The sequence below is a fragment of the Streptomyces sp. CoH27 genome (assembly GCF_020181035.1).
GTDB lineage: Bacteria > Actinomycetota > Actinomycetes > Streptomycetales > Streptomycetaceae > Streptomyces > Streptomyces camelliae.
The window spans coordinates 44,675-68,028 of record NZ_JAIQYY010000015.1; the positions used below are offsets into that span (position 1 = coordinate 44,675).

22 protein-coding genes are annotated in these 23,354 nt (G+C 70.2%); 5 read left to right on the forward strand and 17 right to left on the reverse strand.

The annotated features are described in order from the left end of the window. Nucleotides 1-16 precede the first annotated feature (16 nt). From LE548_RS25460 to LE548_RS25470, 3 genes are all read right to left on the reverse strand, one after another. Nucleotides 17-355 carry a P-II family nitrogen regulator gene (locus LE548_RS25460; protein WP_043504401.1) on the reverse strand — a complete coding sequence of 113 codons (339 nt, stop codon included), beginning with the start codon at nucleotides 353-355 and terminating at the stop codon, nucleotides 17-19. Further along, nucleotides 352-1,695 (reverse strand): ammonium transporter, encoded by a 1,344-nt coding sequence (locus LE548_RS25465; protein ID WP_225099283.1) that lies wholly within the window; start codon nucleotides 1,693-1,695, stop codon nucleotides 352-354. The genes LE548_RS25460 and LE548_RS25465 overlap by 4 nt, the downstream gene beginning before the upstream one ends. Nucleotides 1,696-2,041: 346 nt before the next feature. Continuing rightward, a complete protein-coding gene (locus LE548_RS25470; RefSeq protein WP_225099284.1) occupies nucleotides 2,042-3,520 on the reverse strand; it encodes a hypothetical protein in 1,479 nt (492 codons plus the stop codon). 500 nt (nucleotides 3,521-4,020) lie between these two features. Here LE548_RS25470 and LE548_RS25475 point away from each other — a divergent pair, with 500 nt between their 5' ends. After that, complete coding sequence (locus LE548_RS25475) at nucleotides 4,021-4,683, forward strand: bifunctional DNA primase/polymerase (protein ID WP_225099285.1); 663 nt, start codon at nucleotides 4,021-4,023, stop codon at nucleotides 4,681-4,683. A 96-nt stretch (nucleotides 4,684-4,779) separates the two neighbouring features. Here the strand turns inward: LE548_RS25475 and ftsY are convergent, their stop codons facing one another. Further along, nucleotides 4,780-5,985, reverse strand: a complete 1,206-nt coding sequence (gene ftsY / locus LE548_RS25480; protein ID WP_225099286.1) for a signal recognition particle-docking protein FtsY — start codon at nucleotides 5,983-5,985, stop codon at nucleotides 4,780-4,782. Between the two features lie 168 nt (nucleotides 5,986-6,153). Here ftsY and LE548_RS25485 point away from each other — a divergent pair, with 168 nt between their 5' ends. Beyond that, the gene (locus LE548_RS25485) at nucleotides 6,154-7,614 is read left to right on the forward strand and encodes a cytosine permease (protein WP_225099287.1); all 1,461 of its coding nucleotides are present in this window, start codon (nucleotides 6,154-6,156) and stop codon (nucleotides 7,612-7,614) included. Nucleotides 7,615-7,669: 55 nt separating this feature from the next. Beyond that, nucleotides 7,670-8,650, forward strand: a complete 981-nt coding sequence (locus LE548_RS25490; protein ID WP_225099288.1) for an LLM class flavin-dependent oxidoreductase — start codon at nucleotides 7,670-7,672, stop codon at nucleotides 8,648-8,650. 344 nt (nucleotides 8,651-8,994) lie between these two features. Here LE548_RS25490 and LE548_RS25495 read toward each other — a convergent pair whose 3' ends face one another. The 4 genes from LE548_RS25495 to LE548_RS25510 all read right to left on the reverse strand — a co-directional run bounded on the left by LE548_RS25495 (nucleotide 8,995) and on the right by LE548_RS25510 (nucleotide 15,395). Beyond that, a complete protein-coding gene (locus tag LE548_RS25495; RefSeq protein WP_225099289.1) occupies nucleotides 8,995-10,413 on the reverse strand; it encodes a sugar porter family MFS transporter in 1,419 nt (472 codons plus the stop codon). Between the two features lie 224 nt (nucleotides 10,414-10,637). After that, complete coding sequence (gene smc / locus LE548_RS25500; protein WP_225099290.1) at nucleotides 10,638-14,285, reverse strand: chromosome segregation protein SMC; 3,648 nt, start codon at nucleotides 14,283-14,285, stop codon at nucleotides 10,638-10,640. A gap of 243 nt (nucleotides 14,286-14,528) precedes the next feature. Beyond that, complete coding sequence (locus LE548_RS25505; RefSeq protein WP_023546484.1) at nucleotides 14,529-14,732, reverse strand: hypothetical protein; 204 nt, start codon at nucleotides 14,730-14,732, stop codon at nucleotides 14,529-14,531. Between the two features lie 381 nt (nucleotides 14,733-15,113). Then, complete coding sequence (locus LE548_RS25510; RefSeq protein ID WP_225099291.1) at nucleotides 15,114-15,395, reverse strand: acylphosphatase; 282 nt, start codon at nucleotides 15,393-15,395, stop codon at nucleotides 15,114-15,116. A gap of 156 nt (nucleotides 15,396-15,551) precedes the next feature. On the opposite strand from LE548_RS25510, the gene LE548_RS25515 reads away from it, so the two are divergent. Further along, a complete protein-coding gene (locus LE548_RS25515; RefSeq protein ID WP_225099444.1) occupies nucleotides 15,552-16,625 on the forward strand; it encodes a CAP domain-containing protein in 1,074 nt (357 codons plus the stop codon). A gap of 23 nt (nucleotides 16,626-16,648) precedes the next feature. Here LE548_RS25515 and LE548_RS25520 read toward each other — a convergent pair whose 3' ends face one another. Continuing rightward, on the reverse strand, nucleotides 16,649-17,128 hold the full coding sequence (locus LE548_RS25520) for a GNAT family N-acetyltransferase (RefSeq protein WP_225099292.1): 480 nt from the start codon (nucleotides 17,126-17,128) through the stop codon (nucleotides 16,649-16,651). 52 nt (nucleotides 17,129-17,180) lie between these two features. After that, nucleotides 17,181-17,765, reverse strand: a complete 585-nt coding sequence (locus tag LE548_RS25525; protein ID WP_225099293.1) for a flavodoxin family protein — start codon at nucleotides 17,763-17,765, stop codon at nucleotides 17,181-17,183. Between the two features lie 127 nt (nucleotides 17,766-17,892). On the opposite strand from LE548_RS25525, the gene LE548_RS25530 reads away from it, so the two are divergent. Continuing rightward, the gene (locus LE548_RS25530; protein ID WP_225099294.1) at nucleotides 17,893-18,294 is read left to right on the forward strand and encodes a helix-turn-helix domain-containing protein; all 402 of its coding nucleotides are present in this window, start codon (nucleotides 17,893-17,895) and stop codon (nucleotides 18,292-18,294) included. Here the strand turns inward: LE548_RS25530 and mutM are convergent. From mutM to rsmD, 7 genes are all read right to left on the reverse strand, one after another. Further along, nucleotides 18,267-19,127 (reverse strand): bifunctional DNA-formamidopyrimidine glycosylase/DNA-(apurinic or apyrimidinic site) lyase, encoded by an 861-nt coding sequence (gene mutM / locus LE548_RS25535; RefSeq protein ID WP_225099295.1) that lies wholly within the window; start codon nucleotides 19,125-19,127, stop codon nucleotides 18,267-18,269. The two genes, LE548_RS25530 and mutM, sit on opposite strands and share 28 nt — an antisense overlap. Before the next feature lie 99 nt (nucleotides 19,128-19,226). Beyond that, on the reverse strand, nucleotides 19,227-20,075 hold the full coding sequence (gene rnc, locus LE548_RS25540; protein ID WP_374116176.1) for a ribonuclease III: 849 nt from the start codon (nucleotides 20,073-20,075) through the stop codon (nucleotides 19,227-19,229). A gap of 8 nt (nucleotides 20,076-20,083) precedes the next feature. Then, entirely contained in the window at nucleotides 20,084-20,257 is a 174-nt protein-coding gene (gene rpmF, locus LE548_RS25545; protein WP_003951102.1) for a 50S ribosomal protein L32, read from the reverse strand. A gap of 2 nt (nucleotides 20,258-20,259) precedes the next feature. Further along, nucleotides 20,260-20,904, reverse strand: a complete 645-nt coding sequence (locus tag LE548_RS25550; RefSeq protein ID WP_225099297.1) for a DUF177 domain-containing protein — start codon at nucleotides 20,902-20,904, stop codon at nucleotides 20,260-20,262. A gap of 128 nt (nucleotides 20,905-21,032) precedes the next feature. Then, the gene (locus LE548_RS25555) at nucleotides 21,033-22,127 is read right to left on the reverse strand and encodes an ATP synthase F0 subunit B (protein ID WP_225099298.1); all 1,095 of its coding nucleotides are present in this window, start codon (nucleotides 22,125-22,127) and stop codon (nucleotides 21,033-21,035) included. A 57-nt stretch (nucleotides 22,128-22,184) separates the two neighbouring features. Beyond that, nucleotides 22,185-22,664 carry a pantetheine-phosphate adenylyltransferase gene (gene coaD, locus LE548_RS25560; RefSeq protein WP_225099445.1) on the reverse strand — a complete coding sequence of 160 codons (480 nt, stop codon included), beginning with the start codon at nucleotides 22,662-22,664 and terminating at the stop codon, nucleotides 22,185-22,187. Nucleotides 22,665-22,690: 26 nt separating this feature from the next. Beyond that, entirely contained in the window at nucleotides 22,691-23,278 is a 588-nt protein-coding gene (gene rsmD / locus LE548_RS25565) for a 16S rRNA (guanine(966)-N(2))-methyltransferase RsmD (RefSeq protein WP_225099299.1), read from the reverse strand. Nucleotides 23,279-23,354 lie beyond the last annotated feature (76 nt).

Sequence of the window (23,354 nt, forward strand, 5' to 3'; positions counted from 1 at the left end):
TTGTTCTGCTGTCGTGTCAGAGCGCGTCGGGGCCGCGCTCGCCGGTGCGGACCCGGACGGCCGTGTCGACCGGCAGGGACCAGACCTTGCCGTCACCGATCTTGCCGGTTCGGGCCGCCTTCACGATGACCTCGATCAGCTGCTCGGCGTCGTCGTCCTCGGCCAGCACCTCGATGCGGATCTTGGGGACCAGGTCGACGGTGTACTCGGCACCGCGGTAGACCTCGGTGTGGCCCCGCTGCCGACCGTAACCGCTGGCCTCGGTGACCGTCAGCCCGTGGACGCCGAAGGCCTGAAGCGCCTCCTTGATCTCGTCCAGCCGGTGGGGCTTGACGACGGCGGTGATGAGCTTCATGCGTCCACCTTCTTGGTCTGCGTGGTGGCCAGGGCCGGGGCGTGGGCGGCGGAGCCGATGACACCACCGCCGGTGCCGCTGAAGTCGTAGGCGCTCTCGGCGTGCTCGGCCTGGTCGATACCGGAGATCTCCTCGTCCTCGGTGACCCGCATGCCGATCGTCTTGTCGAGCAGGAAGGCGAGGATCGCGGAGACGACCAGCGAGTAGCCGAGGACCGCGCCGACACCGGCGCACTGCTTCCACAGCTGGGTCCAGGAGTGGTCGCCGTAGAAGACGCCCGTGGCGGTGGACTGGCCCTTGCCGGTGGCGAAGAAGCCGATCAGCAGGGAGCCGAGGATGCCGCCGACCATGTGGACGCCGACGACGTCGAGGGAGTCGTCGTAGCCGAACTTGAACTTCAGGCCGACGGCCGCGGCGCAGGCGACACCGGCGATGGCGCCGACGGCGATCGCGCCGAGCGGGGAGACCGCACCGCCGGACGGGGTGATCGCGACGAGTCCGGCGACCGCGCCGGAGGCGGCGCCCAGCGTGGTGAACGCGCCGTGCTTGATCTTCTCGTAGGCGAGCCAGGCCAGCATGGCGGCACCCGTCGCGACCTGCGTGTTGACGAACATCAGCGCGCCGACGCCGTCGTCGTTGCCGAGCCAGGAGCCGGCGTTGAAGCCGAACCAGCCGAACCACAGCAGACCGGCGCCGAGCATGACCAGCGGGAGGCTGTGCGGGCGCATCGGGTCCTTCTTGAAGCCGACGCGCTTGCCGATGACGAGGATGACACCGAGCGCCGCCGCACCCGCGTTGATGTGGACCGCCGTACCGCCCGCGAAGTCGATCACGCCGAGCTTGAAGGCCCAGCCGTCGGCACCCCAGACCCAGTGGGCGACCGGGACGTAGACGATCGTGGCCCACAGGGCGATGAACAGGCACCAGGCCGAGAACTTCACGCGGTCGGCGAGCGCGCCGCTTATCAGGGCCGGTGTGATGATGGCGAACATCATCTGGAAGACCATGAAGACGAAGATCGGGATGGTGTATCCCGGCCAGAGCTCGGTCAGGCCGATGTGGCTGAGCCCGAACCAGTTCGAGTCCCAGCCGATGAAGCCGTTGTGCGTGCCGAAGGCGAGGGAGAAGCCGTAGAGCGTCCAGAGGATGGTGATGATCCCCATGGCGATGAAGCTCATCATCAGCATGTTGAGGGTGCTCTTGACCCGGACCATGCCTCCGTAGAAGAAGGCGAGTCCCGGGGTCATGATCAGCACCAGGGCGGAAGCAATGAGCATGAAGCCTGTGTTCGCGGACGACAGCTTGGGTGCCTCCGCGGCAAGCGTGATGGCTGGTGCCATCGGCATCTCCTCGTCATTGGTACGGCCCCGTGCGGGCGGTGCCTGTGAGCGGTCCGGTCGGTTGCGGGGGGCGGGCCGGTTATGCGCCAGAGACTGACGCAGCGCGGTTTCGATGGAAGCCCCTCGTTGTTTCGCCGGGGTGACGAAGGCGCCGTGCGTGTTACGCGTGGATGAACTGCCGGATCTCCGGCATGGCGATCGTTATCGTGACGCAACCTGCCGGGGAGGAGTCCCCGGCAGGTTGCAAAGCCGGCCGCGGCGGGCCTCTCGATGACCTGGCGTGGGGGAGCCGAGTCGGGCAGTTCGGGAGGCCCGGCCGCGGCCGGGGCTTGGGATACCGGGGCCGTCAGACGGCCTCGGCGGTCTCCGGGAGGTCCACGGCGAGCTGGTCGGTGAGGTCGACGACGACGGCGAGGTCGCCGTAGTCCCGCGCGGCCGTGTCGACCGTCTTTCGGATACGAGTGTTCACGCGCTCGGAGCGGACCTTCTTGGCGATCTCCATCGCCCGGGTGGCGTATTCCGTGCCCTGCTCGGGCTCGCGCTGGAGCAGATGCACGGTGGCCTTGCCGATCAGGTTGAGCGCATACGACCGCTGGTGCTCCGGATCGTCGGCGAACAGCTCCACGGCCCGCTGCATGAGCGGCTCGGCGAGGGAGGCGTAGGTGGGGCTGCGCCCGGCGACGTAGGCGAGGTCGCGGAAGGAGTGGGAGTTCTCGCCGTACAGCTCGGCCTCGGAGAAGAAGCGGATCCAGTCGGGGTCCGGCTCGTCCCACTCGTCGGCCTCGGTGAAGGTGTCCTCGGCCATGCGGACCGCACGCTTGGTCTTGCCGGGCTGGCCCATGTTGGCGTACGCGCGGGCCTCCATCGCATACAGCATGGACTGGGTGCGCGGGCTCGCGCAGTCCCGGCTGCCGTACTGGGCGAGGTGGATGAGCTCCAGGGCGTCGTCGGGCCGGCCGAGGTGGATCATCTGGCGGCTCATGCTGGAGAGGATGTACGAGCCGAGCGGCTTGTCACCGGCCTCCTTGGCCGCGTGCAGGGCGAGAACGAAGTACTTCTGCGCGGTGGGCTGGAGGCCGACGTCGTACGACATCCAGCCCGCCAGCTCGGCCAGTTCGGCCGCGACCTTGAACAGGACGCGGGTGGTGGCCTCGGGCTGGGGTTCCTGGAGCAGGTCGGTGACCTCGTGCAGCTGGCCGACGACCGCCTTGCGGCGCAGGCCGCCGCCGCACTGGGCGTCCCACTGGCGGAACATCCGGGTGGTGGACTCCAGCAGCTCCAGCTCGGGCCGGGACAGCCGGCCGGGGCGGCGCGGGTCGAGGAGGCGCGCGGGCTCGGCCGCCACCGGGGAGGCGGGGCTCGGCACGAGCCAGCGCTGCATGGGCTCGATCAGTGAGGGGCCGGCGGACAGTGCGAGGGAGGTGCCGAGGAAGCCGCGCCGGGCGAGCATCAGATCGCTGCGCGAGAACTCGCTGAGCAGGGCGACCGTCTGCGGTCCGGTCCAGGGCAGGTCGACGCCGGACGCGGAGGGTGACTGGCGGGCGGCGCGCAGACCGAGGTCCTCGATGGAGACCACACAGCCGAAGCGCTCGGAGAACAGCTCCGAGAGGATGCGCGGGATCGGTTCGCGGGGATTCTCGCCGTCCAGCCAGCGCCGTACGCGCGAGGTGTCGGTGGAGATGTGGTTGGCGCCCAGCTGGCGGGCGCGGCGGTTCACCTGGCGGGCCAGCTCGCCCTTGGACCAGCCGCTGCGTACGAACCACGAGCCGAGCAGCTCGTTGGGGCGCTTGTCAGCGTTCGTCCCGCTACCGCCGTTGCCGCTCACTGGAACGCCCCCATCCCTGAGACCTCTTGTCGCCGTCGCGATCCTCGGTCGCCCCGGAGGGAGACCGCCACGCGCCAGCCCTATCAGAATGCCGGTAAATACGGCCTCCCGTCCGGTAGTTGTCACCCATCGAACGAGTTGACCACTGGCCTCCGGCAACCCATGGATGCATATGCCCCGAAGACTCGCACACTCACAGTAATCCTACGATCACCGGTCCAGCCATGGCGATCCAAGAAACGCCACCATTCGCCACCCCTTCGAATGAACTCACGATCCCTGGTCCGCGATTCACTTGACATAGGACGACCGAAAGTGGGCGGAGTGAGGCACGTGGGGGCGCGTGACCGTCGATGCGCCACCCGAAGCGCTTCCAGGCGCCGCTTCGACCTCGCGCGTGGCCCGGGGCCGGCACGGGAAGGCGGAGCCCTAGCATTACGTTCCGCTTTCGCCTCGTTCCGTGTCGTAACCACCGGCGCGCTGGACCCGTTGGAGGGGGCATGGGCTTCACGATCGGCGGCATTCGCGAGATCCGCTCCAGCACGCGGCGGCGCGGCCGTTCCTCGGAGTGCACCGCCGTCGCCGAGTTCACCGGGCTGTGGGGCTGGGACGTGGTGCCGGGCGCACGGGCCGCGGCGGGCGCCTGCTCGTGCGGGCATGCCGACTGCCCGGCGCCGGGGGCCCATCCGCTCGACTTCGCACCCCAGGTGCCGGCCGGGGCCACGCTGGACGAGGTGAGCAAGGCCTGGGCGGAGTTCCCGGGGGCCGCGGTGATGCTGCCGGTGGGCCAGGCCTTCGACGTCATCGAGGTCTCCGAGGCGGCCGGCCGGCGCGCTCTGGTCCGGCTCGAACGCATGGGCCTTCCGCTCGGCCCGGTGGCCGCGACTCCGGACGGCCGGGCCCACTTCTTCGTCTCCCCGGGCGCCGCCGCCGACCTGCCCCGGCTGCTCTACCGCATGGGCTGGGACGACCCCTCCGCCCTGGACCTGCGCGGCCTCGGCCCCGGTGCGTACATCACGGCCCCGCCCTCCGACCGGGGCGGCCTGGGCCCGGTGCGCTGGCTGCGCCCGCCGGCGCTGGACTCGGCGACGGCACCTCCGGCGGCCCGGCTGCTGCTGGGCACGCTGGCCTATGTGGCGCACCGGTCGCGGGCGCAGGCATAACCCCTGGCGCCGGTCCGCACAAGGCGAAGCGCCCGTCCCCAACTGCACCTTGGGGCCGGGCGCTTCTCGCGCGCAGGTAGTGAATTCACTACCTGATCAGTCACCGATCAGCGCGTCCACGAACGCCTCCGGCTCGAACGGCGCGAGATCGTCCGCGCCCTCGCCGAGTCCGACCAGCTTGACCGGCACGCCCAGCTCGCGCTGGACCGCGACGACGATGCCGCCCTTGGCGGTGCCGTCGAGCTTGGTGAGCACGATGCCGGTGATGTCCACGACCTCGGCGAAGACCCGGGCCTGCACCAGACCGTTCTGGCCGGTGGTGGCGTCCAGGACGAGCAGCACCTCGTCCAGCGGCGCGTGCTTCTCCACGACCCGCTTGACCTTGCCCAGCTCGTCCATGAGGCCGGTCTTGGTGTGCAGGCGACCGGCGGTGTCGATGAGGACGACGTCGACCCCGATCTCCTTGCCCTCCTTGACCGCGTCGAAGGCCACGGAGGCCGGGTCGCCGGCTTCGGGGCCGCGCACGGTGTGGGCACCGACGCGCTCGCCCCAGGTCTGGAGCTGGTCGGCGGCGGCGGCGCGGAAGGTGTCGGCGGCGCCGAGCACGACCGTGCGGCCGTCGGCGACGAGCACGCGCGCGAGCTTGCCGGTGGTGGTGGTCTTGCCGGTGCCGTTGACGCCGACGACCATCACGATGCCGGGCTTGCGGTCCTCGGGCTCGGTCTTCACCGTGCGGTCGACGTCGGTGCCGACCAGCTTGAGCAGCTCCTCGCGCAGCAGGACGCGCAGCTCCTCGGGGGTGCGGGTGCCGAGCACCTTGACGCGCTCGCGCAGGCCCTCGACCAGTTCCTGGGTGGGCTGCACGCCGACGTCGGCGGTGAGCAGGATGTCCTCGATCTCCTCCCAGGTCTCCTCGTCCAGGTGCTCGCGCGAGAGCAGCGTGAGCAGGCCCTTGCCGAGGGCGTTCTGGGAGCGGGACAGGCGGGTGCGCAGCCGGACCAGCCGGCCGGCGGTGGGCTCCGGGATCTCGATCTCCGGAACCTCTTCGACGACGGGAGGCTCCGCCACGGCGACCGGTGCTGGGCCGCCGGGGAGATCCACCTCCTCGATCGTCCGGCGCGGTTCGTCGCGCGGTGTCTCGGCCTCGTCGCCGACGTGCGGCTCGGCCGGGGGCGCGGTGATGTCGGGCGTCTTCGGGGGTGGCGGAGGCAGCGACTTCCGGCGCCGGCTGCCCACGATCAGCCCACCGAGCGCGCCGAGCACGACCACGGCGATGACTACAGCAAGGATGACGGTTTCCATAACGCGTCCAGTATCAGCCATGGGTTACGACGAGAGCTTATTTGTGGCTTCCTCCGAGAGACAAACGCTACTTAAGGCGAGGAGTGGGATCAAAGTACGATGGTGGCGGCTCCGTCGACGCGCGTAGAGTCCGACCGTCCCCTTCCCCCCACGGCAGGCCCCTTTTTGATGAGCAAAACCGTCGAGACCGAAGGTGCTCTCGAAACCCGAGGCATCGAGCAGGTCCCGGATCACGAGCGCACCGGGAAGACCCGTGAGCTGTTCCCGACCTGGGTCGGCGCCAACATCAGCGTGCTGCTGCTGACGATGGGCGCGAGCCTCGTCGTGGCGTACCACCTGAACATCTGGCAGGCGCTGGTCGTCGCGGTGGCGGCGCCGGTCGTGTCGTACGGCCTCGTCGGGCTGATCGGGATCGCGGGCAAGCGCGGCGGCGCGCCCGGCATGGCGCTGTCGCGCGCGGTCTTCGGCCAGCGCGGCAATCTGCTGCCCGGTTCGCTGATCTGGGTCGCGCGCTGGGGCTGGGAGACGATCAACGCGGTGACCGGCGCGTACGCGATGCTCACCATCCTGGACATCCTGTTCGGCCTGAAGGCGAACAGCGTGCTCGACATGGTGACGCTGCTGGTCTTCGTCGTCGCGACGTTCGCGATCTCCGGGCTCGGCATCAACGCCGTGCAGAAGTGCAACAAGTACGCGACGTACCTCTTCGGCGTCTTCTCGGTGCTGGTGCTGGTCTACCTCATCGCGAACACGAACTGGTCGAAGGTGCTGCACCACGGCGGCGGCTCCACGGCCGCGGTGATCACCGGTGTCGGCATGATCGCGGCGGGCGGTGTCAGCTGGATCCCGACGGCGCCGGACTTCACCCGCTACCTGCCGCGCACGGCGTCGTCGAAGGCGATCGTGGGTACGGCGGTGGGCGGCGCCGGCATCGTCGTGCTGCCCATGGTCCTGATGGGCGCGGTGATGGCGGTCTCGACCCCGGACCTGGCCTCGGCCACCGACCCGGTGTCCTTCCTCGGCGAGATCCTGCCGACGTGGATCGCGGTGCCGTACCTGTTCATCGCGCTGATCGGCATGCTGCTGATCAACTCGATGTCGATGTACTCGGCGGGCTTCACCGCGCAGACCCTCGGCTTCAAGGTGCCGCGGCACTGGGCGGTCTCGGTGAACGCCGTGATCTCGCTGGTCTTCGGCGGGGTGCTGATGCTGGTGGCGACGAGCTTCATGGGCTCCTTCATCGCCTTCCTCTCCCTGCTCGCCGTCGCCTTCTCCGCCTGGGTGGGCGTGTTCGGCGCGGACATGCTGCGCCGCACGGAGTACGACGGCGAGGCCATGGCCGACACGACCCGCACCAGCGCCTACTGGTACAAGGGCGGCTTCTCCCCCGCGGCCGTGGCCGCCTGGGCGATCGGCCTGCTGTCGGGCCTGATGTTCACGACCTCGGACTGGTTCACCGGCCCGCTCGCGAAGAACAACGTCATCGGCGAGTACGGCCTCGGCTGGGTCGCCACGATCGTCATCTCGGGCCTGCTGTACGTGATCCTGCCGAAGCCGGCGGTGGTGCGGCCGGCGCCGGCCGGCGAGCAGGCGGCGGAGGCCAGGGAGTCCGCGACTCTGGCTGTCTGACGCTACGTCAGCTACCGTCCCCCTCCACCGCATCGCACCGGAGGGGGACTTTCCCATGCCCGTCACGGTCGTCCGCTTCAATCTCGTCGCCCCGGGCGCCGCGCCCGCCGCGCTCTCCGCCCGTTACCGGGCCGCCCTGGAGATGGCCGCGTACGCGGACGAGCGCGGGATCAGCACCGTGCAGACCGAGGAGCATCACGGCGCCGCGAACAACTGGCTGCCGTCGCCGTTCGCCTTCGCGGGCGCGGTGTTCGGGGCGACCCGGAACATCGCGGTGACCGTGTCGGCGGTGATCGGCCCGCTGCACGATCCGCTGCGGCTGGCCGAGGAGATCGCCGTACTGGACCTGCTGAGCGGCGGGCGGCTGGTGACGGTGGCGGGGATCGGCTACCGGCCCGAGGAGTACGCCCTGTTCGGCGTCGACTGGAAGCGCCGGGGCCGGCTCCAGGACGAGCTGCTTCAGACGCTGCTGACGGCGTGGTCGGGCGAGGAGTTCACCTACCGGGGCCGCCGGGTACGGCTCACCCCGCGCCCGTTCACCGATCCGCACCCGCTGCTGCTGGTCGGCGGCTCCTCCAGGGCCGCCGCGCGCCGGGCCGCCCGGCTGGGGCTGCCGTTCTTCCCGAGCGCGCACCTGCCCGAGCTGGAGGCGTACTACAAGGAGAAGCTCACCGAGTACGGCACCGAGGGCTGGTCGCTGATGCCCGCCGCCGAGACCCCGCTCCTGCACATCGCCGAGGACCCGGACCGGGCGTGGACCGTGTACGGCGAGCACTTCCTGCACGAGGCCCGGACCTACGCCTCCTGGCAGTCCGGGCAGATCCGCTCGGCGGTGAGGTCGGCGGCCACGACGGTGGACGAGCTCCGCGAGGAGGGCGTGTACCGGATCCTCACCCCGGAGCAGTGCGTGGCGCTGGGCGCCGACAGTCTCGTGCTCCATCCGCTGGCGGGCGGGATGCCGGTGGCGGAGGGGTGGCGGAGCCTGAGGCTCTTCGCGGAGCGGGTGCTTCCGGTGCTGGCGGATCGAGCCGCGTGAGGAGGGCGCGCAGCAGCACGGCCTCGGCCGGATCGCCGCCGACGGCCCGCAGCGCGGCAACGGCGGTGGGCCGTACCTGCGGGTGGGTGGCGGCGGTCGGGGAACTGCCGAGCCGTACGCGTGGTCCATCGACGCCCAGTCGATGTCGTGGCGTCCGTCGAACGTGCGGATCACCAGGGCGGACGGCACGGACAATGCGGCTGACCTGCGGCGAAGGGGGCCGTATGGCACACCGCCGCCCCCGTTCCGGGCAGTGGCCGGAGCGGGGGCGGCGGACGGTACGGGGAGAGGGCAGCGGGGACTTGGCCCTTCTCCCCGAGTTCACGGGGTCTCCTGGGCGGAGGTCAGCCCATCTCCTCCAGCGCCTTGCCCTTCGTCTCCTTGACGAACTTCAGGACGAACGGGATGGAGAGGGCCGCGAAGACCGTGTAGATGATGTAGGTGCCGGAGAGGTTCCAGTCGGCCAGCGACGGGAAGCTCGCGGTGATGGCCCAGTTGGCGATCCACTGCGCGGAGGCGGCCACACCGAGGGCGGCGGCGCGGATCTTGTTCGGGAACATCTCGCCGAGGAAGACCCAGACCACCACGCCCCACGACAGGGCGAAGAAGAGGACGAACACGTGGGCGGCGATCAGAGCGACCCAGCCCTGGGTGCTCGGCAGCTTGCCGTCGACCAGGTGGTAGCTGAACGCCCAGGCCTCCAGGGCCAGGCCGACGACCATGCCGACGGAGCCGATGAGGGCCAGCGGCTTGCGGCCGACGCGGTCCACGAAGATCATCGCGATGACGGTGCCGACGATGTTGATGATCGACGTCGTGAAGGAGTAGAAGAACGAGTCCGCCGGGTCGATGCCGACCGACTGCCACAGCGTCGAGGAGTAGTAGAACGCGACGTTGATGCCGACGAACTGCTGGAAGACCGACAGGCCGATACCGATCCAGACGATCGGCTTGAAGAAGAAGCCGCCGCCGAGCAGGTCCTTGAAGGTGGACTTGTGCTCGCTCTGCATCGCGTGCTCGATCTCGGCGACGCGGGCGTCCAGGTCGGCGTCCTGGCCCTCGACCTCGGCGAGGATCTCCTTGGCGCGTTCACGCTTGCCGACGGAGAGCAGGAAGCGCGGGGACTCGGGGATCGCGAAGGACAGCAGGCCGTAGAGGACGGCCGGGACGACCATGACGCCGAGCATGACCTGCCAGGCCTCCAGGCCCATCAGGTGGCCGCGCTGGTTGCCGCCGGCGGCGTTCAGCAGGCCCCAGTTGACCAGCTGGGAGACGGCGATGCCGATGACGATCGCGGCCTGCTGGAACGAGCCGAGCCGGCCGCGGTAGGCGGGCGGGGCGACCTCCGCGATGTAGGCGGGGCCGATGACGGAGGCCATGCCGATGGCGAAGCCGCCGACGACGCGCCAGAGTGCGAAGTCCCACAGGGCGAAGGGCAGCGCCGAGCCGACGGCGCTCACCGTGAACAGTACGGCGGCGATCTGCATGACGCGGATGCGGCCGATCCGGTCGGCTATGCGGCCGGCGTAGGCGGCACCGATGGCGCAGCCGATCAGGGCGATCGCGATGACCTGGGCGAGCGCGGCGGAGCCGATGTCGTAGCGGCTGCGGATGGCCTCGACCGCGCCGTTGATCACGGAGCTGTCGTAGCCGAAGAGGAAACCGCCCATGGCGGCGGCCGCCGCGATGAAGATGACGTGCCCGAGATGATCGGGATGAGCCGTTCTGGCTCCTGACTGAGGTGCCTGCGCTGTGCTGGTCACGTGTATCTCCTCGGGCCGCGGCAACGCTGCCGGGGTGGGGGTGAGCCCTGTCAGGTTCAAGTGGTGCATGGGTCCACACCGCTCACACCTGAAGGTAAAAGCAACGTTGCAGAGACTATGCCTTCAAGTTTCGAAGTCAATAGTTCAACAGCTGTGAGTTTTGAGATATGCCCTGTTGCCCTGTGTTCATTTATTGAACACAGAGTTAGTTGATCTTGAAGGGCTCAGCGCAGACGCTGGGAGATCACCTTCGACACGCCGTCGCCCTGCATGGACACGCCGTAGAGCGCGTCGGCGACCTCCATCGTGCGCTTCTGGTGCGTGATCACGATCAGCTGCGAGGCCTCCTGCAGCTCCTGCATGATCCGGATCAGCCGCTGGAGGTTGGTGTCGTCCAGCGCGGCCTCGACCTCGTCCATGACGTAGAACGGGCTGGGCCGGGCCTTGAAGATCGACACCAGCAGCGCGACGGCCGTCAGCGAGCGTTCGCCGCCGGACAGCAGGGAGAGCCGCTTGACCTTCTTGCCCGGCGGGCGCGCCTCGACGTCCACACCGGTGGTCAGCATGTTGTCGGGATCGGTCAGGATCAGCCGTCCGTCACCGCCCGGGAAGAGCCGGCTGAAGACGCCCTCGAACTCGCGGGCGGTGTCCCGGTACGCCTCGGTGAAGACCTGCTCGACGCGCTCGTCGACCTCCTTCACCACCTGAAGCAGGTCGGCGCGGGTCTTCTTCAGGTCCTCCAGCTGCTCGCTCAGGAACTTGTGCCGCTCCTCCAGCGCCGCGAACTCCTCCAGCGCCAGCGGGTTGACCTTGCCGAGCTGCTGGTACGCCCGCTCGGCCGCCTTGAGCCGCCGCTCCTGTTCGGCCCGGTGGAAGGGGCGCGGCTGGTTACGGGGATGATCGGGGTCGTCCGGCAGCTGCTCGCCCTCGGCGGGGAGCGAGGGCGGCACGGGCTGGTGCGGGCCGTACTCCGACACCAGTCCTTCCGGTTCGACGCCCAGCTCCTCCAGTGCCTTGGTCTCCAGCTGCTCTATCCGCAGCCGCTTCTCGGCGCCGAGCACCTCGCCGCGGTGGACGGAGTCGGTCAGCTTGTCGAGTTCCGACTTCAGTTCGCGGCCGGCGGTGCGGGCGGCGGTCAGCTCCTGTTCCCGCTGCGCCTTCGCAGCCTCGGCGGCGGAGCGTTCCCGCTCGGCGCGGGCGAGGGACACCTCGATGTGCGCGAGCAGCTGCCGGGCGCCGGAGGCGACGGCCTCGGCGACGGCTGCCTCGTGGCGCAGCCGGGCCCGGCGCTGCTCGGCACCCGCGCGTGCCTCGCGTTCGGCGCGGGCGGCCCGGTCGAGCGAGTCGGCCCGCCCGGCCAGCCCCTTGACCCGCTCCTCGTGGGTACGGACCTGGAGCCGGGCCTCCATCTCGGTCTGCCGCGCGTTGGCCCCGTCGGCGGCGAGCCGGTCGCGCACGGAGGTGTCCGGCTCCTCCTCGACCGGCATCTCCTCGGCGACAGCCAGCCGTTCGGCCAGCTCCTCCGCCTCCTGCACGGCCTTCTCCAGCGCCTCCTGCGCACGGGCGGCGGCCGCGGTGGAGCGCTCGGCCTCCCCGGCGGCGCCACGCGCCTGTCCGGCGAGCCGGCCGAGCTGCTGGGCGACGGCCGACTTCTCCCGGTCGGCGGCCCGGCGCCGCTCCGCCAGTTCTTCCACGAGGGCGGCGGCCTCGGTACGGCGTTCGGCTGCCGCGTGCTGTGCCTCGGTGAGTTCCTCGCAGCGCAGCGCCAGCTCTTCCAACTCGGCTGCGGCTTCGTCGACCGAGGCCTGCACCTCCAGCAGGCTCGGTGCGCCCGCGGAGCCGCCGTGGGCGAAGTGAGCGCCCAGCAGGTCGCCTTCGGCGGTGACGGCTGTCAGGTCGGGGTGGGTGTGGACCAGGTCTTCCGCGTCCTCCAGGGTGTCCACCACGACGATGCCGTGGAGGAGGCGGTGGACGGCGGGCATGAGGTCGGCGGGGCCGCGGACCAGCTCCGCAGCGAAGCGCCCACAGGACAGGGGGGTGACAGCGGATTCGGCGTCTGCGGGCTCATCGTGGCTTGTCGCGCCACGCGGCGGAGCCGCATATCGATACTGCTCCGCATTCCTTTGGGGCGCGTCCCCTGGCGTCGACTCCATCGGCCCCGCCAGCAGCAGCGCCGCCCGGCCGCCGTCCTGCTTGCGCAGCATGCGGATCGCCTCGGCCGCCGCCGCAGGGGTCGATACGGCGATCGCGTCCGCCGCCGCGCCGAAAGCTGCGGCCAGCGGGATCTCGTGGCCCGGGGTGACCGTCAGCAGCTCCGCCGCCGGGCCCAGAATCCCGGTGAGCCGGTCCCGTGCCCCCAGCAGTATCCCGGTACCGTCCTTGCGCCTCAGCCCCAAGGCCAGGGCCTCCCGGCGGGCCTGGGTCGCGGCTCGGCGGCGTTCGGCGGCGGTGAGTGCCTCGCGGGCCGTGCTCAGGGCGGACTCCGCCTCCGCCAGTTGCCGCTTGGCCGCCTCGTGCTGGTCGGCCAGGTCCGCGTCGTCGGCGTCGAGGCCGTCCACCTCGGCCTTGAGGGCCTCGTACTCCTCCTGGGCGGTGACCGCGCGTTCCTGGGCCTCGTCGCGGGCCGCGGCCAGCCGGTCGATCTCGGCCTGGGCCGAGGCGGCGCGGGAGCGGGCCGCGTTGACCTGGCCGGTCAGCCGGGCCAGGCCCTCTCGGCGGTCGGCGATGGCGCGGGCCACGTCCTTCAGCCGGCGTTCCTCGACGGCCAGTTCCCGTTCCAGCTCGGCCCGGTGGGCGACCGTGTCGTCCAGGGCGTGCTGGGCCGCGTCCAGGGCGGCCTCCAGCTCGGCCTCCTGCTCCCGGATGCGGGCGGCCTCGCGCTCCAGGTCCTCGGGGTCGCGGCCGCGGCGCTCGTCGGGGGGCGCGGACGTCGCGCTCTTCACGCGCGCGTCGGCCAGCGAGATCGTGCCGCGGACGCGTTCGGCCAGCTGGGACAGTTCGTACCAGGTCTGCTGGGCGCGCTGGAGGCGGGGCGCGAGCTGCCGTACCTCGTCCTCCAGCAGGGCCTCGCGCTGCTGGGCCTTCTTCAGCTCCTGTTCGGCCGCCTCCTTGCGTTCCTTCAGGGCCGCCTCGTCGGCGATCTCCGTCTTCAGGGCCTCGCGGAGGCGTACGAGGTCGTCGGCCAGCAGGCGCAGGCGGGCGTCCCGCAGATCCGCCTGGATGACCGCGGCCCGCCGGGCGACCGCCGCCTGGCGGCCCAGGGGCTTGAGCTGGCGACGCAGCTCGTCCGTCAGGTCCTGCACGCGCGCGAGGTTGGCCTGCATCGCGTCCAGCTTGCGCAGGGCCTTTTCCTTGCGCTTGCGGTGCTTGAGGACGCCGGCCGCCTCTTCGATGAAGGCGCGGCGGCCCATGGGGTCGGCGTGCAGGACGGAGTCGAGCTGGCCCTGGCCGACGATGACGTGCATCTCGCGGCCGATGCCGGAGTCGGACAGGAGTTCCTGGATGTCGAGGAGCCGGCAGGTGTCGCCGTTGATCTGGTACTCGCTGCCGCCGTTGCGGAACATGATCCGCGTGATGGTGACCTCGGCGTACTCGATGGGCAGCGCCCCGTCGGAGTTGTCGATGGTCAGGGACACCTCGGCGCGGCCCAGGGGCGGGCGGCCGGTGGTGCCGGCGAAGATGACGTCCTCCATCTTGCCGCCGCGCAGCGACTTGGCGCCCTGCTCGCCCATGACCCAGCTGAGCGCGTCCACGACATTGGACTTGCCCGAGCCGTTCGGGCCGACGACACACGTGATGCCCGGTTCGAACCGGAGTGTGGTCGCCGAGGCGAACGACTTGAACCCACGGAGGGTCAGGGCCTTGAGGTGCACGCCGCTGGACTCTACCGGGCGCCGCTATCTCACTCCATGAACACTCGCAACCGCGCGGTTTCGCCAGTGAACATGCAGGGCACACCGTACGTTAAAGAGGGTGAAAGGATGCGCGGGGGAAGAAAAGAAGGGACGCCGAAGCGTCCCTTGCAACTCTGACGGCCGGGTTACGGTCGTCCGTTCCTGAGCGGTTGATGACGACAGCCCGATCGCTGCGACTGTTGTCGTGGAGCGATGCAGGGATCAGGTGAGCGCAGGCTCCGCCTGGTGTGCGTCGATGCTCTCCATGATCCTGTCCTGAGAGGCGGCAGCCGTCAGCGCGTCGTTCTCCGCCTGGATCCGTACGAGCTCGGACTCCAGGTCCTGGACACGCTGCTGCAGCCGTCGCATCTCGGCGAGGAGTCGAGGGTCGGAGCCGCCGACGTAACCGAGAAGCGCCTTTGCCATGATGGATGGTCCTCCACACTGAGTGACCGACCGATGCGGTGTGGGTCGTGAGGGATTCGCACCCGCGGTGCTTGGCACATCCGGGTGTTGCTCTGCTGTTGCTTCATGCCAAACAGCTAAGGTGCGCGGGGCTTTCAGCGTCTCACCAAAAAGTTTGACGGTCAACACGATCACGCCCCGTATTGGTGGGCGAACCGGGGGCACGCGGCCGGGAAATCGGCGGCGCGGCGACTCTTCCGGTGCCTCGGGGCGTGACGATCAGTCGTTCCTGCGGAGCCTGCCATGCCGGGCCGGTCTTGGCAACCACCAGGCTCTTTCACTCTCCGTACGCGCCCCCGACGGCTCCCCGCGCGCCGGTCCGTACGGCACCGGGGGCCCGGCTCACCGGATGGCGAAGCCGTCGTAGCCGCCGCGGGGTGTGTCCCAGATCTCGGTGACACCCTCCACGCGCCCGGGCGTGTCGTCGCCCTGGAGCCAGTCCAGCAGCCCCTCACAGCCCTCGCGCGACCCTTCCGCCACCACCTGGACGCGACCGTCGGCCAAATTGAGAGCAAAACCACTCAGGCCGCCGATCTCCAGTGCCTTGGCGCGCGTGAACCAGCGGAAACCCACACCCTGGACGTAACCACGCACCCAGGCGACCAGTCGTACATCCTCGCTCATGGATGCAACCTAACCGGCCGTTGTCGCTCGGAACACATCCTCGCTCAGCGGCATGGGGTACCGTCCCGCCCAATGAATCTCATATGAAACTCACTCGATCGAGTGAGTCGGGTCGGTCAGAGGGACGACCGCGAGGACGAGGAAGAGGGCAAGGACATGGGCCGCCACCGACGCTCACGCTCCGCCACCGGGAGTGACGACCCGCAGAACTCGTACCCGCAGGACTCCGTCGAGCGGGACCCTTACGCGCTGGAGCTCCACCAGGGTGACCGAATACCCAAGGGCACCGCGCCGTATCTGAACCCGGAGGCCTACGCCGAGACGAACGCCAGGGTTCACGCCTATCTGTTCGCCGGCGACGACGGCTCGGGCTCCGGTGCGGACGGCAGGTTCGCCCCGTCCGGCGACTCCCCCCGCCGGCGCCGGAAGAAGGCCGGGCGGCCGGTGCGCACGGGACTGCTCGGTACGGCCGCCGCGCTCGCGCTCGGCACGACCGCGGTGGCCACGGGTGTGGTGCCGGGTCTGGAGCACTACAGGCTCGGCGGCGGCACGGACACCACCGGCGGCGAGCGGGTGCAGGCGGCGGACTCGCCGGGCAACACCGCGGCCGAGCAGGGCGGTACGTCGGGCAGCGCGGGCAGCCGCGTGGGCGGCACCGGTGCCGGCCCGACCGCCACGCGCCCGGAGTCCCCGAGCCCGTCCGCCTCCGCGTCCCCCTCGACGTCGGCCTCGCCGACGCCCACCCCGTCGAAGACGGCGTCCGGGACACCGGCGCCGCAGGCCACCGTGGCCGAGTCGAAGGCCACTCCGTCGCGGGCGGCGAGCAAGGCGGCGCCGGTGACGTTGCCGGCGCAGACCGCCGCCGAGGCGGAGGTGCTGAAGCTCGTCAACGAGGAGCGGTCGAAGGTCGGGTGCAGCCCGCTGTCGGCGAACTCCTCGCTGACCAAGCTGGCCGAGGCGTTCAGCGACGAGATGGCCGCGCGGGGCTTCTTCGACCACACCGACCCGGACGGCAAGTCGCCGTGGGACCGGGCGGCAGCGGCCGGCATCAGCAATCTGGGCGGGGAGAACATCGCCCGCGGCCAGGCCGACGCGGCGGCCGTGATGCAGGCCTGGATGAACAGCCCCGGCCACAAGGCGAACATCCTGAACTGCAACTTCAAGACGCTCGGCGTCGGCGTCCACTTCGGCTCGGGCGGCCCTTGGTGGACGCAGGACTTCGGGTACTGACCACTTCTTCGGGTACCGACCGCTCAGAGAGCGCGGCGGTAGGCCAGTCCGGGACGGCCGCTGAGCCGCCTCTCGCCGACGACGGTGAACCCGGTGCGGGCGAGCACGGCCTGCGAGGCCGCGTTGTCGAGGGTGGTCGCGGCCGTCAGGAAGGTCAGCCCGTACGTCCCGGCGGCCAGGGCGGCGAGCTCCCGCACGGCCCAGGTGGCCAGGCCCCGGCCGGCGGCGTGCTCGGCGATCCGGTACCCGAGTTCGGCGCCGCCGTCCGCCACGTCGTAGAGGTTGATCCGCCCCAGCACCTCGCCGCCGGCGCCGGCCACCACATGGAAGCGACAGACGCCCGCCTCCTGCTCGGCGAGCAGGGCGCTCAGCCGCTCGTCGAACCGGGCGAAGTACTCATCGCCCCGGTCCGGGACGGACGCGGCGAAGTACGCGCGGTTCTCCCGCTCGAAGGCGAGGAGCGCGGGGGCGTGGTCCGGGCGGAGCAGTTGCAGCTCGGGCATGCGGGGACTGTACGCATCCCCGCATGCCCGTGTCCCCCGCTTTTCGGCTGCGTCAGGCCGTGGCCAGACCCCGCGCGAACACCCGCGCCGTCTCCGTCACCCGGCGGCCCAGGTGCTCGGCGGTGGCTATGTCCGCCTTGTGGACGCCCTCGGGACCCTGGTCGTTGTTGCTCTGCGCGGCGGCGCCGGCGAAGAAGCCGAGGCGGTTGAGGTCGTTCTCCGAGGCGCTGCTGGCGTTCCAGCCGGGGAGCAGACCGAGGTTCACCCAGTGCATGCCGTGCTGGGCGGCGAGGGTCTGGAAGAACTGCAGGGTGTGCAGCTTGTCGCCGCTCTTGGACGCCGAGTTGGTGAAGCCGGCGGCCAGCTTGTCCTTCCAGTCCTGGCCGAACCAGCGCTTGGAGGTCGCCTCGGCGAAGACGTGGAAGGCGCCGGAGGCGGTGCCCATGTACGTGGGCGAGCCGAAGACGATCGCGTCGGAGCGGTCCAGCGTCTCCCACTGCTCGTCGGTGATCTCGTCGACCTTGATCAGGTGCACCTCGGCACCCGCGTCGGCGGCCCCGGCGCGGACGGCCTCGGCGAGGACGGCGGTGTGGCCGAAGCCGGAGTGGTAGGCGATGGAAACGACAGGGATGGTCATTACAGACTCCTCGATCGGACAGCCCGGAAAGCGAGTGGGCAGCTCAAAGGCAATGACCACAGGAAAGCACTAACTTTTCGTTAGTGCAACCTGGTGGTTAGCGCTGCATCGGCGTACGCTTACCGCCATGACCGCCACCATCCAGGGCCAGGACCAGGACAACCTCGCCTACGACGTCTTCGCCAAGGCCTGCCCGTCACGCACGACGCTGGAGCACGTCACGGGCCGCTGGGGCGGGCTGACGCTCGGGGCGCTGTACGAGGGGACGCTGCGCTTCAACGAGCTGCGGCGCCGGGTCGACGGAGTGAGCGAGAAGATGCTGTCCCAGACGCTGCACGCGCTGGAGCGCGACGGCCTGGTGCACCGCGCGGCCCAGCCGACGAACCCGCCGCGTGTGGACTACGACCTGACTCCGCTGGGCCGCCAGGTCGCCGAGCGGCTGCTCGCCCTCATCCACTGCGTGGAGGGCTCGATGGACGACGTGCTGGCGGCACGCGCGCGTTACGACGAGACGCGCGGCGCCCTCTGACACTTCGGGCAGAAGTAACTGGACCGGTTCATCCAGGGCCGGCGGCGGATCGGCGTACCGCACCGCTTGCAGGGCTCGCCCTCACGGCCGTACGCGTCCAGGGACCGGTCGAAGTAGCCCGACTCTCCGTTGACGTTGACGTACAGGCTGTCGAAGCTGGTGCCGCCGACTGCGAGGGCCGCGTTCATCACGTCCCGGACGTGGCCGAGCAGTTGCGTCGTGACCGGGCGGGTGAAGTTCGCCGTGGGACGCTCGTAGTGGATGCGCGAGCGCCACAACGCCTCGTCCGCGTAGATGTTGCCGACCCCGCTGATCAGCGACTGGTCCAGCAGGGCCCGCTTGATGGTGGTCCGCTTGCGGCGCAGTGCCTGCTGGAAGGCCTCGTCGTCGAACAGCGGATCGAGGGGGTCGCGGGCGATGTGTGCGATGACGTCGGGCAGGCCGCCCGGGGTGTTGTCGTGCAACGACAGCCCGCCGAAGGTGCGTTGGTCGACGAAGCGCAGTTCCGTGCCGAGGGAGTCGGCGAACCGGACGCGGATGCGCAGGTGCTTCTCGTCCGGCGCCTCGTGCGGCTGCACCAGCAGCTGGCCGCTCATCCCGAGGTGGGCGAGGACGGACTGGTTCGTCTCCTCCAGCGGCAGCCACAGGTACTTGCCGCGCCGGCTGGGCGTGCCGATGTGGTGGCCCTTGAGGCGGTGCGCGAAGTCGTCGGCGCCCGCGATGTGCCGGCGTACGGCGCGCGGGTGCAGCACCTCGACCTCGGCGACGGTGCGGTGGGCGACCCAGCGCGCGAGACCGCGCCGGACGACCTCGACCTCGGGCAACTCGGGCATCGGGACCCCCCTGCGGAGCGGTCGTACACAAGCGGTGGACGAGCCGCGCGCCCGCCCCCTTTCGTCAGCGGCGGGGCGGGCGCTCGGTACTGCTGTGGGTCAGACGGAGGCGGACGACGACTCGCCGCCCTCGGCCGCGGCGGCCTTGGCAGCCTCGTCGGCTTCCCTGGCCTCCTTGGCCGCCTTGGCGCGCTCGTCCGCCGCGGCCCGGATGGCCCGCCAGGCGGACTCGGCGGCCTGCTGCTCCGCCTCCTTCTTGCTGCGGCCGGTGCCGGTGCCGTACGAGACGCCTCCGACGCGGGCGGCAGCAGTGAAGGTCTTCTCGTGGTCGGGGCCGGTCTCCGTGACCAGGTACTCGGGCACGCCGAGCCCCTCGATCGCGGTCAGCTCCTGCAGGGACGTCTTCCAGTCCAGGCCTGCGCCCAGGTTGGAGGACTTCTCGATCAGCGGGTCGAAGAGCCGGTGGACCAGCTCGGAGGCCGCGTCGAGGCCCTGGTCGAGATAGACCGCGCCGATCACCGCTTCCAGGGTGTCGGCGAGGATGGACGCCTTGTCCCGGCCGCCCGTGCCCTCTTCACCACGGCCGAGCCGGATGAAGGCGCCCAGGTCGAGGCCGCGCCCCACCTCCGCCAGCGCACGCGAGTTGACCACCGCGGCCCGCAGCTTGGCCAGCTGGCCCTCGGGCAGGTCGGGGTGGGTGCGGTACAGCGTGTCCGTGACGACGAGACCGAGGACGGAGTCACCGAGGAACTCCAGCCGCTCGTTCGTCGGCAGACCGCCGTTCTCGTACGCGTAGGAACGGTGGGTCAGCGCACGCACCAGAAGGGCGGACTCGACCTGGTAGCCGAGCCGCCCTTCCAGAAGCGTATGGGACGAGGCCTGGTTGTCCGCTGGGCTCCCGCTCGTGCGGGAGGAGTTCTTCTTGGGCGTGGACACAGTGCCTCTCACCAGCCCGCTCAGACTTCGAGGACCTGGCGCTTGTTGTAGGTGCCGCAAGACGGGCACGCGATGTGCTGCTGCTTGGGCTCGTGGCAGCGCTCGCACGCAACCAGGGTGGGGACCGCAGCCTTCCACTGCGACCGGCGGTGGCGCGTGTTGCTGCGCGACATCTTCCGCTTCGGAACAGCCACGGCTACTTCTCCTGCTTCTCGTCGACGCCCGCTTCGGCGCCGCTCATCTCGTCCTTCTCGCCGTCTTCGAGTGAACCGGCGAGTCCCTGCAAAGCCGCCCAACGGATGTCGACGGCGTCGTGGTGGTGGTCCGGGTCGTCCGCGAGCCGCGCTCCGCACTCGGAGCACAGGCCCGGACAGTCTTCCTGGCACACCGGCTGCATCGGCAGTGCGAGCACCACCGCGTCACGCAGCAGAGGTTCGAGGTCGAAGAGTCCGTCCTCGATGAAGAACCTGTCCTCGTCGTCCTCGGCGTCGTCGCCCGGTTCCGCGATCACGCGGCCCCGGTCGTCGGCGTCAGGGTACGAGAACAGCTCCTGGAAGTCCGCTTCGAGCTCCAGCTCGACCGGCTCCAGACACCTTACGCACTCCCCCTCGGCCTGTGCACGGGCGGTGCCTGTGACAAGCACCCCTTCCATGACCGACTCAAGCCGGAGTTCGAGCTCCACCGGGGCGCCGTGCGGCACTCCGATGACTCCCTGGATTCCGAGATCCGTGGGGGCGTCGATCGTGCGGGTCAGGCGCTGCAGCGCACCAGGACGCCGCCCCAGCTCGTGTGTGTCGAACACGAGAGGGTTGCGGTGGTCGAGGCGGGCGTTGGGAGCCATTCCTGCTTTCGATCTTCATGCTCGGAGGGACGCCGCCCGTCGGTGTTCCAGGCAGCGCTGATCGCGGACATACGCGCGACCGAAGAGCCAGGATACTGGACCTTTCGCTCAGGGCCCAATCCGGTCCCTCACTGCAGACCGCGCCCTTGCTCGTACGCCCGCAGCTGCTCAGCGCTGATCATGCTCGTGTCGAAAAGACTGGTCTCGTCCAGAGCGTAGCCCTGCTGATGGGGCTGCTCGGGCTGGTAGCCGGTCTGCTGGGAGTCGTACGAGCCCTGGTAGGCGGCGGCGTACGGATCGGCCTGCTGGTAGCCGTAGGAGTCCTGCTGACCGCCGTAGCCGGGCTGCTGCGGGAAGCTGGGGGCACCTCCCGCCGGAGCGTAGCCGGAGGCGGGGGAGTACGGGTCCGGCTGTTGCTGGTAGCCGTAGGCCGGCTGGGGCTCGTACGACGGCTGCTGCGGCGGCTGTGCGGGCCGCTCCTGGCGCTCGGCCGGGGCGTCCTGCTCGGCGAGGGCCGCGAGGTCGGCGAGGTAGTCGGCGTCGCTGGAGTGCTGGAAGGTCGTGGTGTCGTCGGCGAGGGCGCCGAGGTCGTCCGTGGCGATCCGGCCGTGCAGTTTCTGCCGGCCGCGGCCGACGGCCTCCAGGGTCTTGGCGAGGACCGCCTCGAAGGCGCCCAGCTTGGCGTCGACGTAGGCGTCGGCGTTGTGGCGCAGGGTCTCGGGGTCCTGGCTGCGCTCGGGGGCGTCCTCGTCCTCGTAGCCGTTCTCGTCCAGGCCGGGGCCGGTGCCGAGCAGCTTCTCGCGGCCGCGGCCGACCGAGCCGAGGGTCTTGGTGAGGACGACCTCGAAGTTGGCGAGCTTGGAGTCGACGTAGTCGTCCGCCTCGGCGCGGACCTCCTCGGCCTCCTGGCGGGCCTCGGCGAGGATCCGGTCGGCCTCGTTCTGCGAGCGGCGGGCGACCTCGGTGTCGGAGATCAGCGAGCCGCGCTCGGCGTGCGCGTTCTCGATGATCCGCTCGGCCTCCAGCCGGGCCTGCTCGACCATCTGCTCACGGTCGCCGATCAGCTCCTGCGCCTGCGCGAGGGAGCCGGGCAGCGCCTGGCGCAGCTCTTCCAGCATCGCGAGCAGCTCGGCGCGGTTGATCACGCAGGACGCCGACATGGGCATGGCCCGGGCGCCGGCGACCGCGGAGACGATCTCGTCGAGCTTCTTCTGCACGTCCACCTGTGCTCGCCACTCTCTACAACCGGGTTGGAGACGGACGGGACGACTGTAGTCCCATCAGTCCTTGCGCAGGCGCTTGTTCAGGGCCTCCAGCACCGGGGCCGGCACCAGGTGGGAGACGTCGCCGCCCCAGGCCGCGACCTCCTTCACCAGGGAGGAGGAGAGGAAGCTGTAGGTGGGGTTGGTGGGCACGAACAGCGTTTCCACGCCGGTCAGGCCGTTGTTCATCTGGGCCATCTGCAGCTCGTAGTCGAAGTCGCTGACGGCGCGCAGGCCCTTGACGATGGCGGGGATGTCGCGCTGCTTGCAGAAGTCGACGAGGAGGCCGTGGAAGGCCTCGACCCGGACGTTGGCGTAGTCGGCGGTGACCTCGCGGATCAGCTCGATCCGCTCCTCGATCTCGAACAGGCCCTTCTTGGACTTGTTGATCATCACCGCGACGTAGACCTCGTCGTAGAGACGGGAGGCACGGGCGATGATGTCGAGGTGTCCGTTGGTGATCGGGTCGAACGACCCGGGACAGACGGCGCGGCGCACTTGTGATCCCTCGCTCTCCGGTCCGGTCATCGTGCGTCTTCGCACGTAGAGGCGGCGCGACCGTACCAAAACGTTCCCTCGCCGTAACGACGGGACCGGACCGCCTCGAAGCCGTCCGGCCAGTGGAATGCGCCGCCTCTGGTGCTGCGCTCCACGGTGACGAGGGCTTCTTCGGCGAGCCAGCCTTCCGAGCGGAGTGTGAGCAGAATCTCGCGAAGATCGTGATCTGTGACAACGTACGGGGGGTCGAGGAAGACCAGGTCGTACGGCTCGGCGGGGGGTGCGGTTCTGATCACTTGTTCCGCTTTGCCCGCTCGGACTTCGGCGCCGGGGAGGCCGAGGTTTCTTACGTTTTCCCTGACTGTGCGGGCCGCGCGGGCGTCGGCTTCCACGAGGAGCGTGTGGCTCGCGCCCCGGGAGAGAGCCTCCAGGCCTACGGCACCGGAGCCGGCGTAGAGGTCGAGGACTCGTTCGCCGTCCAGAGGGCCGCCCAACAGTGACTGCCAGGTGGAGAAGAGCCCTTCGCGTGCGCGGTCGGAGGTGGGGCGGGTGCCGGTGCCGGGCGGCACGGCCAGGCGGCGTCCGCCGGCTGCGCCGGCGATCACGCGGGTCATGGGGGGTCCTTCTTCATGGACGGCTTTACGGTTCATTGTGGCTGGTCGCGCCCGCGCGGCGGTAGCCGCATGGTCC

What these genes read in the sequence shown, in the direction of transcription:
- LE548_RS25520 (WP_225099292.1), bottom strand. Translation starts at nt 17,128, where the DNA reads ATGCCCGAGCTGCAACTGCTCCGCCCGGACCACGCCCCCGCGCTCCTC.
- LE548_RS25485 (WP_225099287.1), top strand. Translation starts at nt 6,154, where the DNA reads ATGAGCAAAACCGTCGAGACCGAAGGTGCTCTCGAAACCCGAGGCATC.
- LE548_RS25550 (WP_225099297.1), bottom strand. Translation starts at nt 20,904, where the DNA reads ATGGCTCCCAACGCCCGCCTCGACCACCGCAACCCTCTCGTGTTCGAC.
- LE548_RS25460 (WP_043504401.1), bottom strand. Translation starts at nt 355, where the DNA reads ATGAAGCTCATCACCGCCGTCGTCAAGCCCCACCGGCTGGACGAGATC.
- LE548_RS25515 (WP_225099444.1), top strand. Translation starts at nt 15,552, where the DNA reads ATGGGCCGCCACCGACGCTCACGCTCCGCCACCGGGAGTGACGACCCG.
- LE548_RS25465 (WP_225099283.1), bottom strand. Translation starts at nt 1,695, where the DNA reads ATGGCACCAGCCATCACGCTTGCCGCGGAGGCACCCAAGCTGTCGTCC.
- LE548_RS25525 (WP_225099293.1), bottom strand. Translation starts at nt 17,765, where the DNA reads ATGACCATCCCTGTCGTTTCCATCGCCTACCACTCCGGCTTCGGCCAC.
- LE548_RS25510 (WP_225099291.1), bottom strand. Translation starts at nt 15,395, where the DNA reads ATGAGCGAGGATGTACGACTGGTCGCCTGGGTGCGTGGTTACGTCCAG.
- LE548_RS25505 (WP_023546484.1), bottom strand. Translation starts at nt 14,732, where the DNA reads ATGGCAAAGGCGCTTCTCGGTTACGTCGGCGGCTCCGACCCTCGACTC.
- LE548_RS25530 (WP_225099294.1), top strand. Translation starts at nt 17,893, where the DNA reads ATGACCGCCACCATCCAGGGCCAGGACCAGGACAACCTCGCCTACGAC.
- ftsY (WP_225099286.1), bottom strand. Translation starts at nt 5,985, where the DNA reads ATGGAAACCGTCATCCTTGCTGTAGTCATCGCCGTGGTCGTGCTCGGC.
- LE548_RS25490 (WP_225099288.1), top strand. Translation starts at nt 7,670, where the DNA reads ATGCCCGTCACGGTCGTCCGCTTCAATCTCGTCGCCCCGGGCGCCGCG.
- LE548_RS25475 (WP_225099285.1), top strand. Translation starts at nt 4,021, where the DNA reads ATGGGCTTCACGATCGGCGGCATTCGCGAGATCCGCTCCAGCACGCGG.
- rsmD (WP_225099299.1), bottom strand. Translation starts at nt 23,278, where the DNA reads ATGACCCGCGTGATCGCCGGCGCAGCCGGCGGACGCCGCCTGGCCGTG.
- mutM (WP_225099295.1), bottom strand. Translation starts at nt 19,127, where the DNA reads ATGCCCGAGTTGCCCGAGGTCGAGGTCGTCCGGCGCGGTCTCGCGCGC.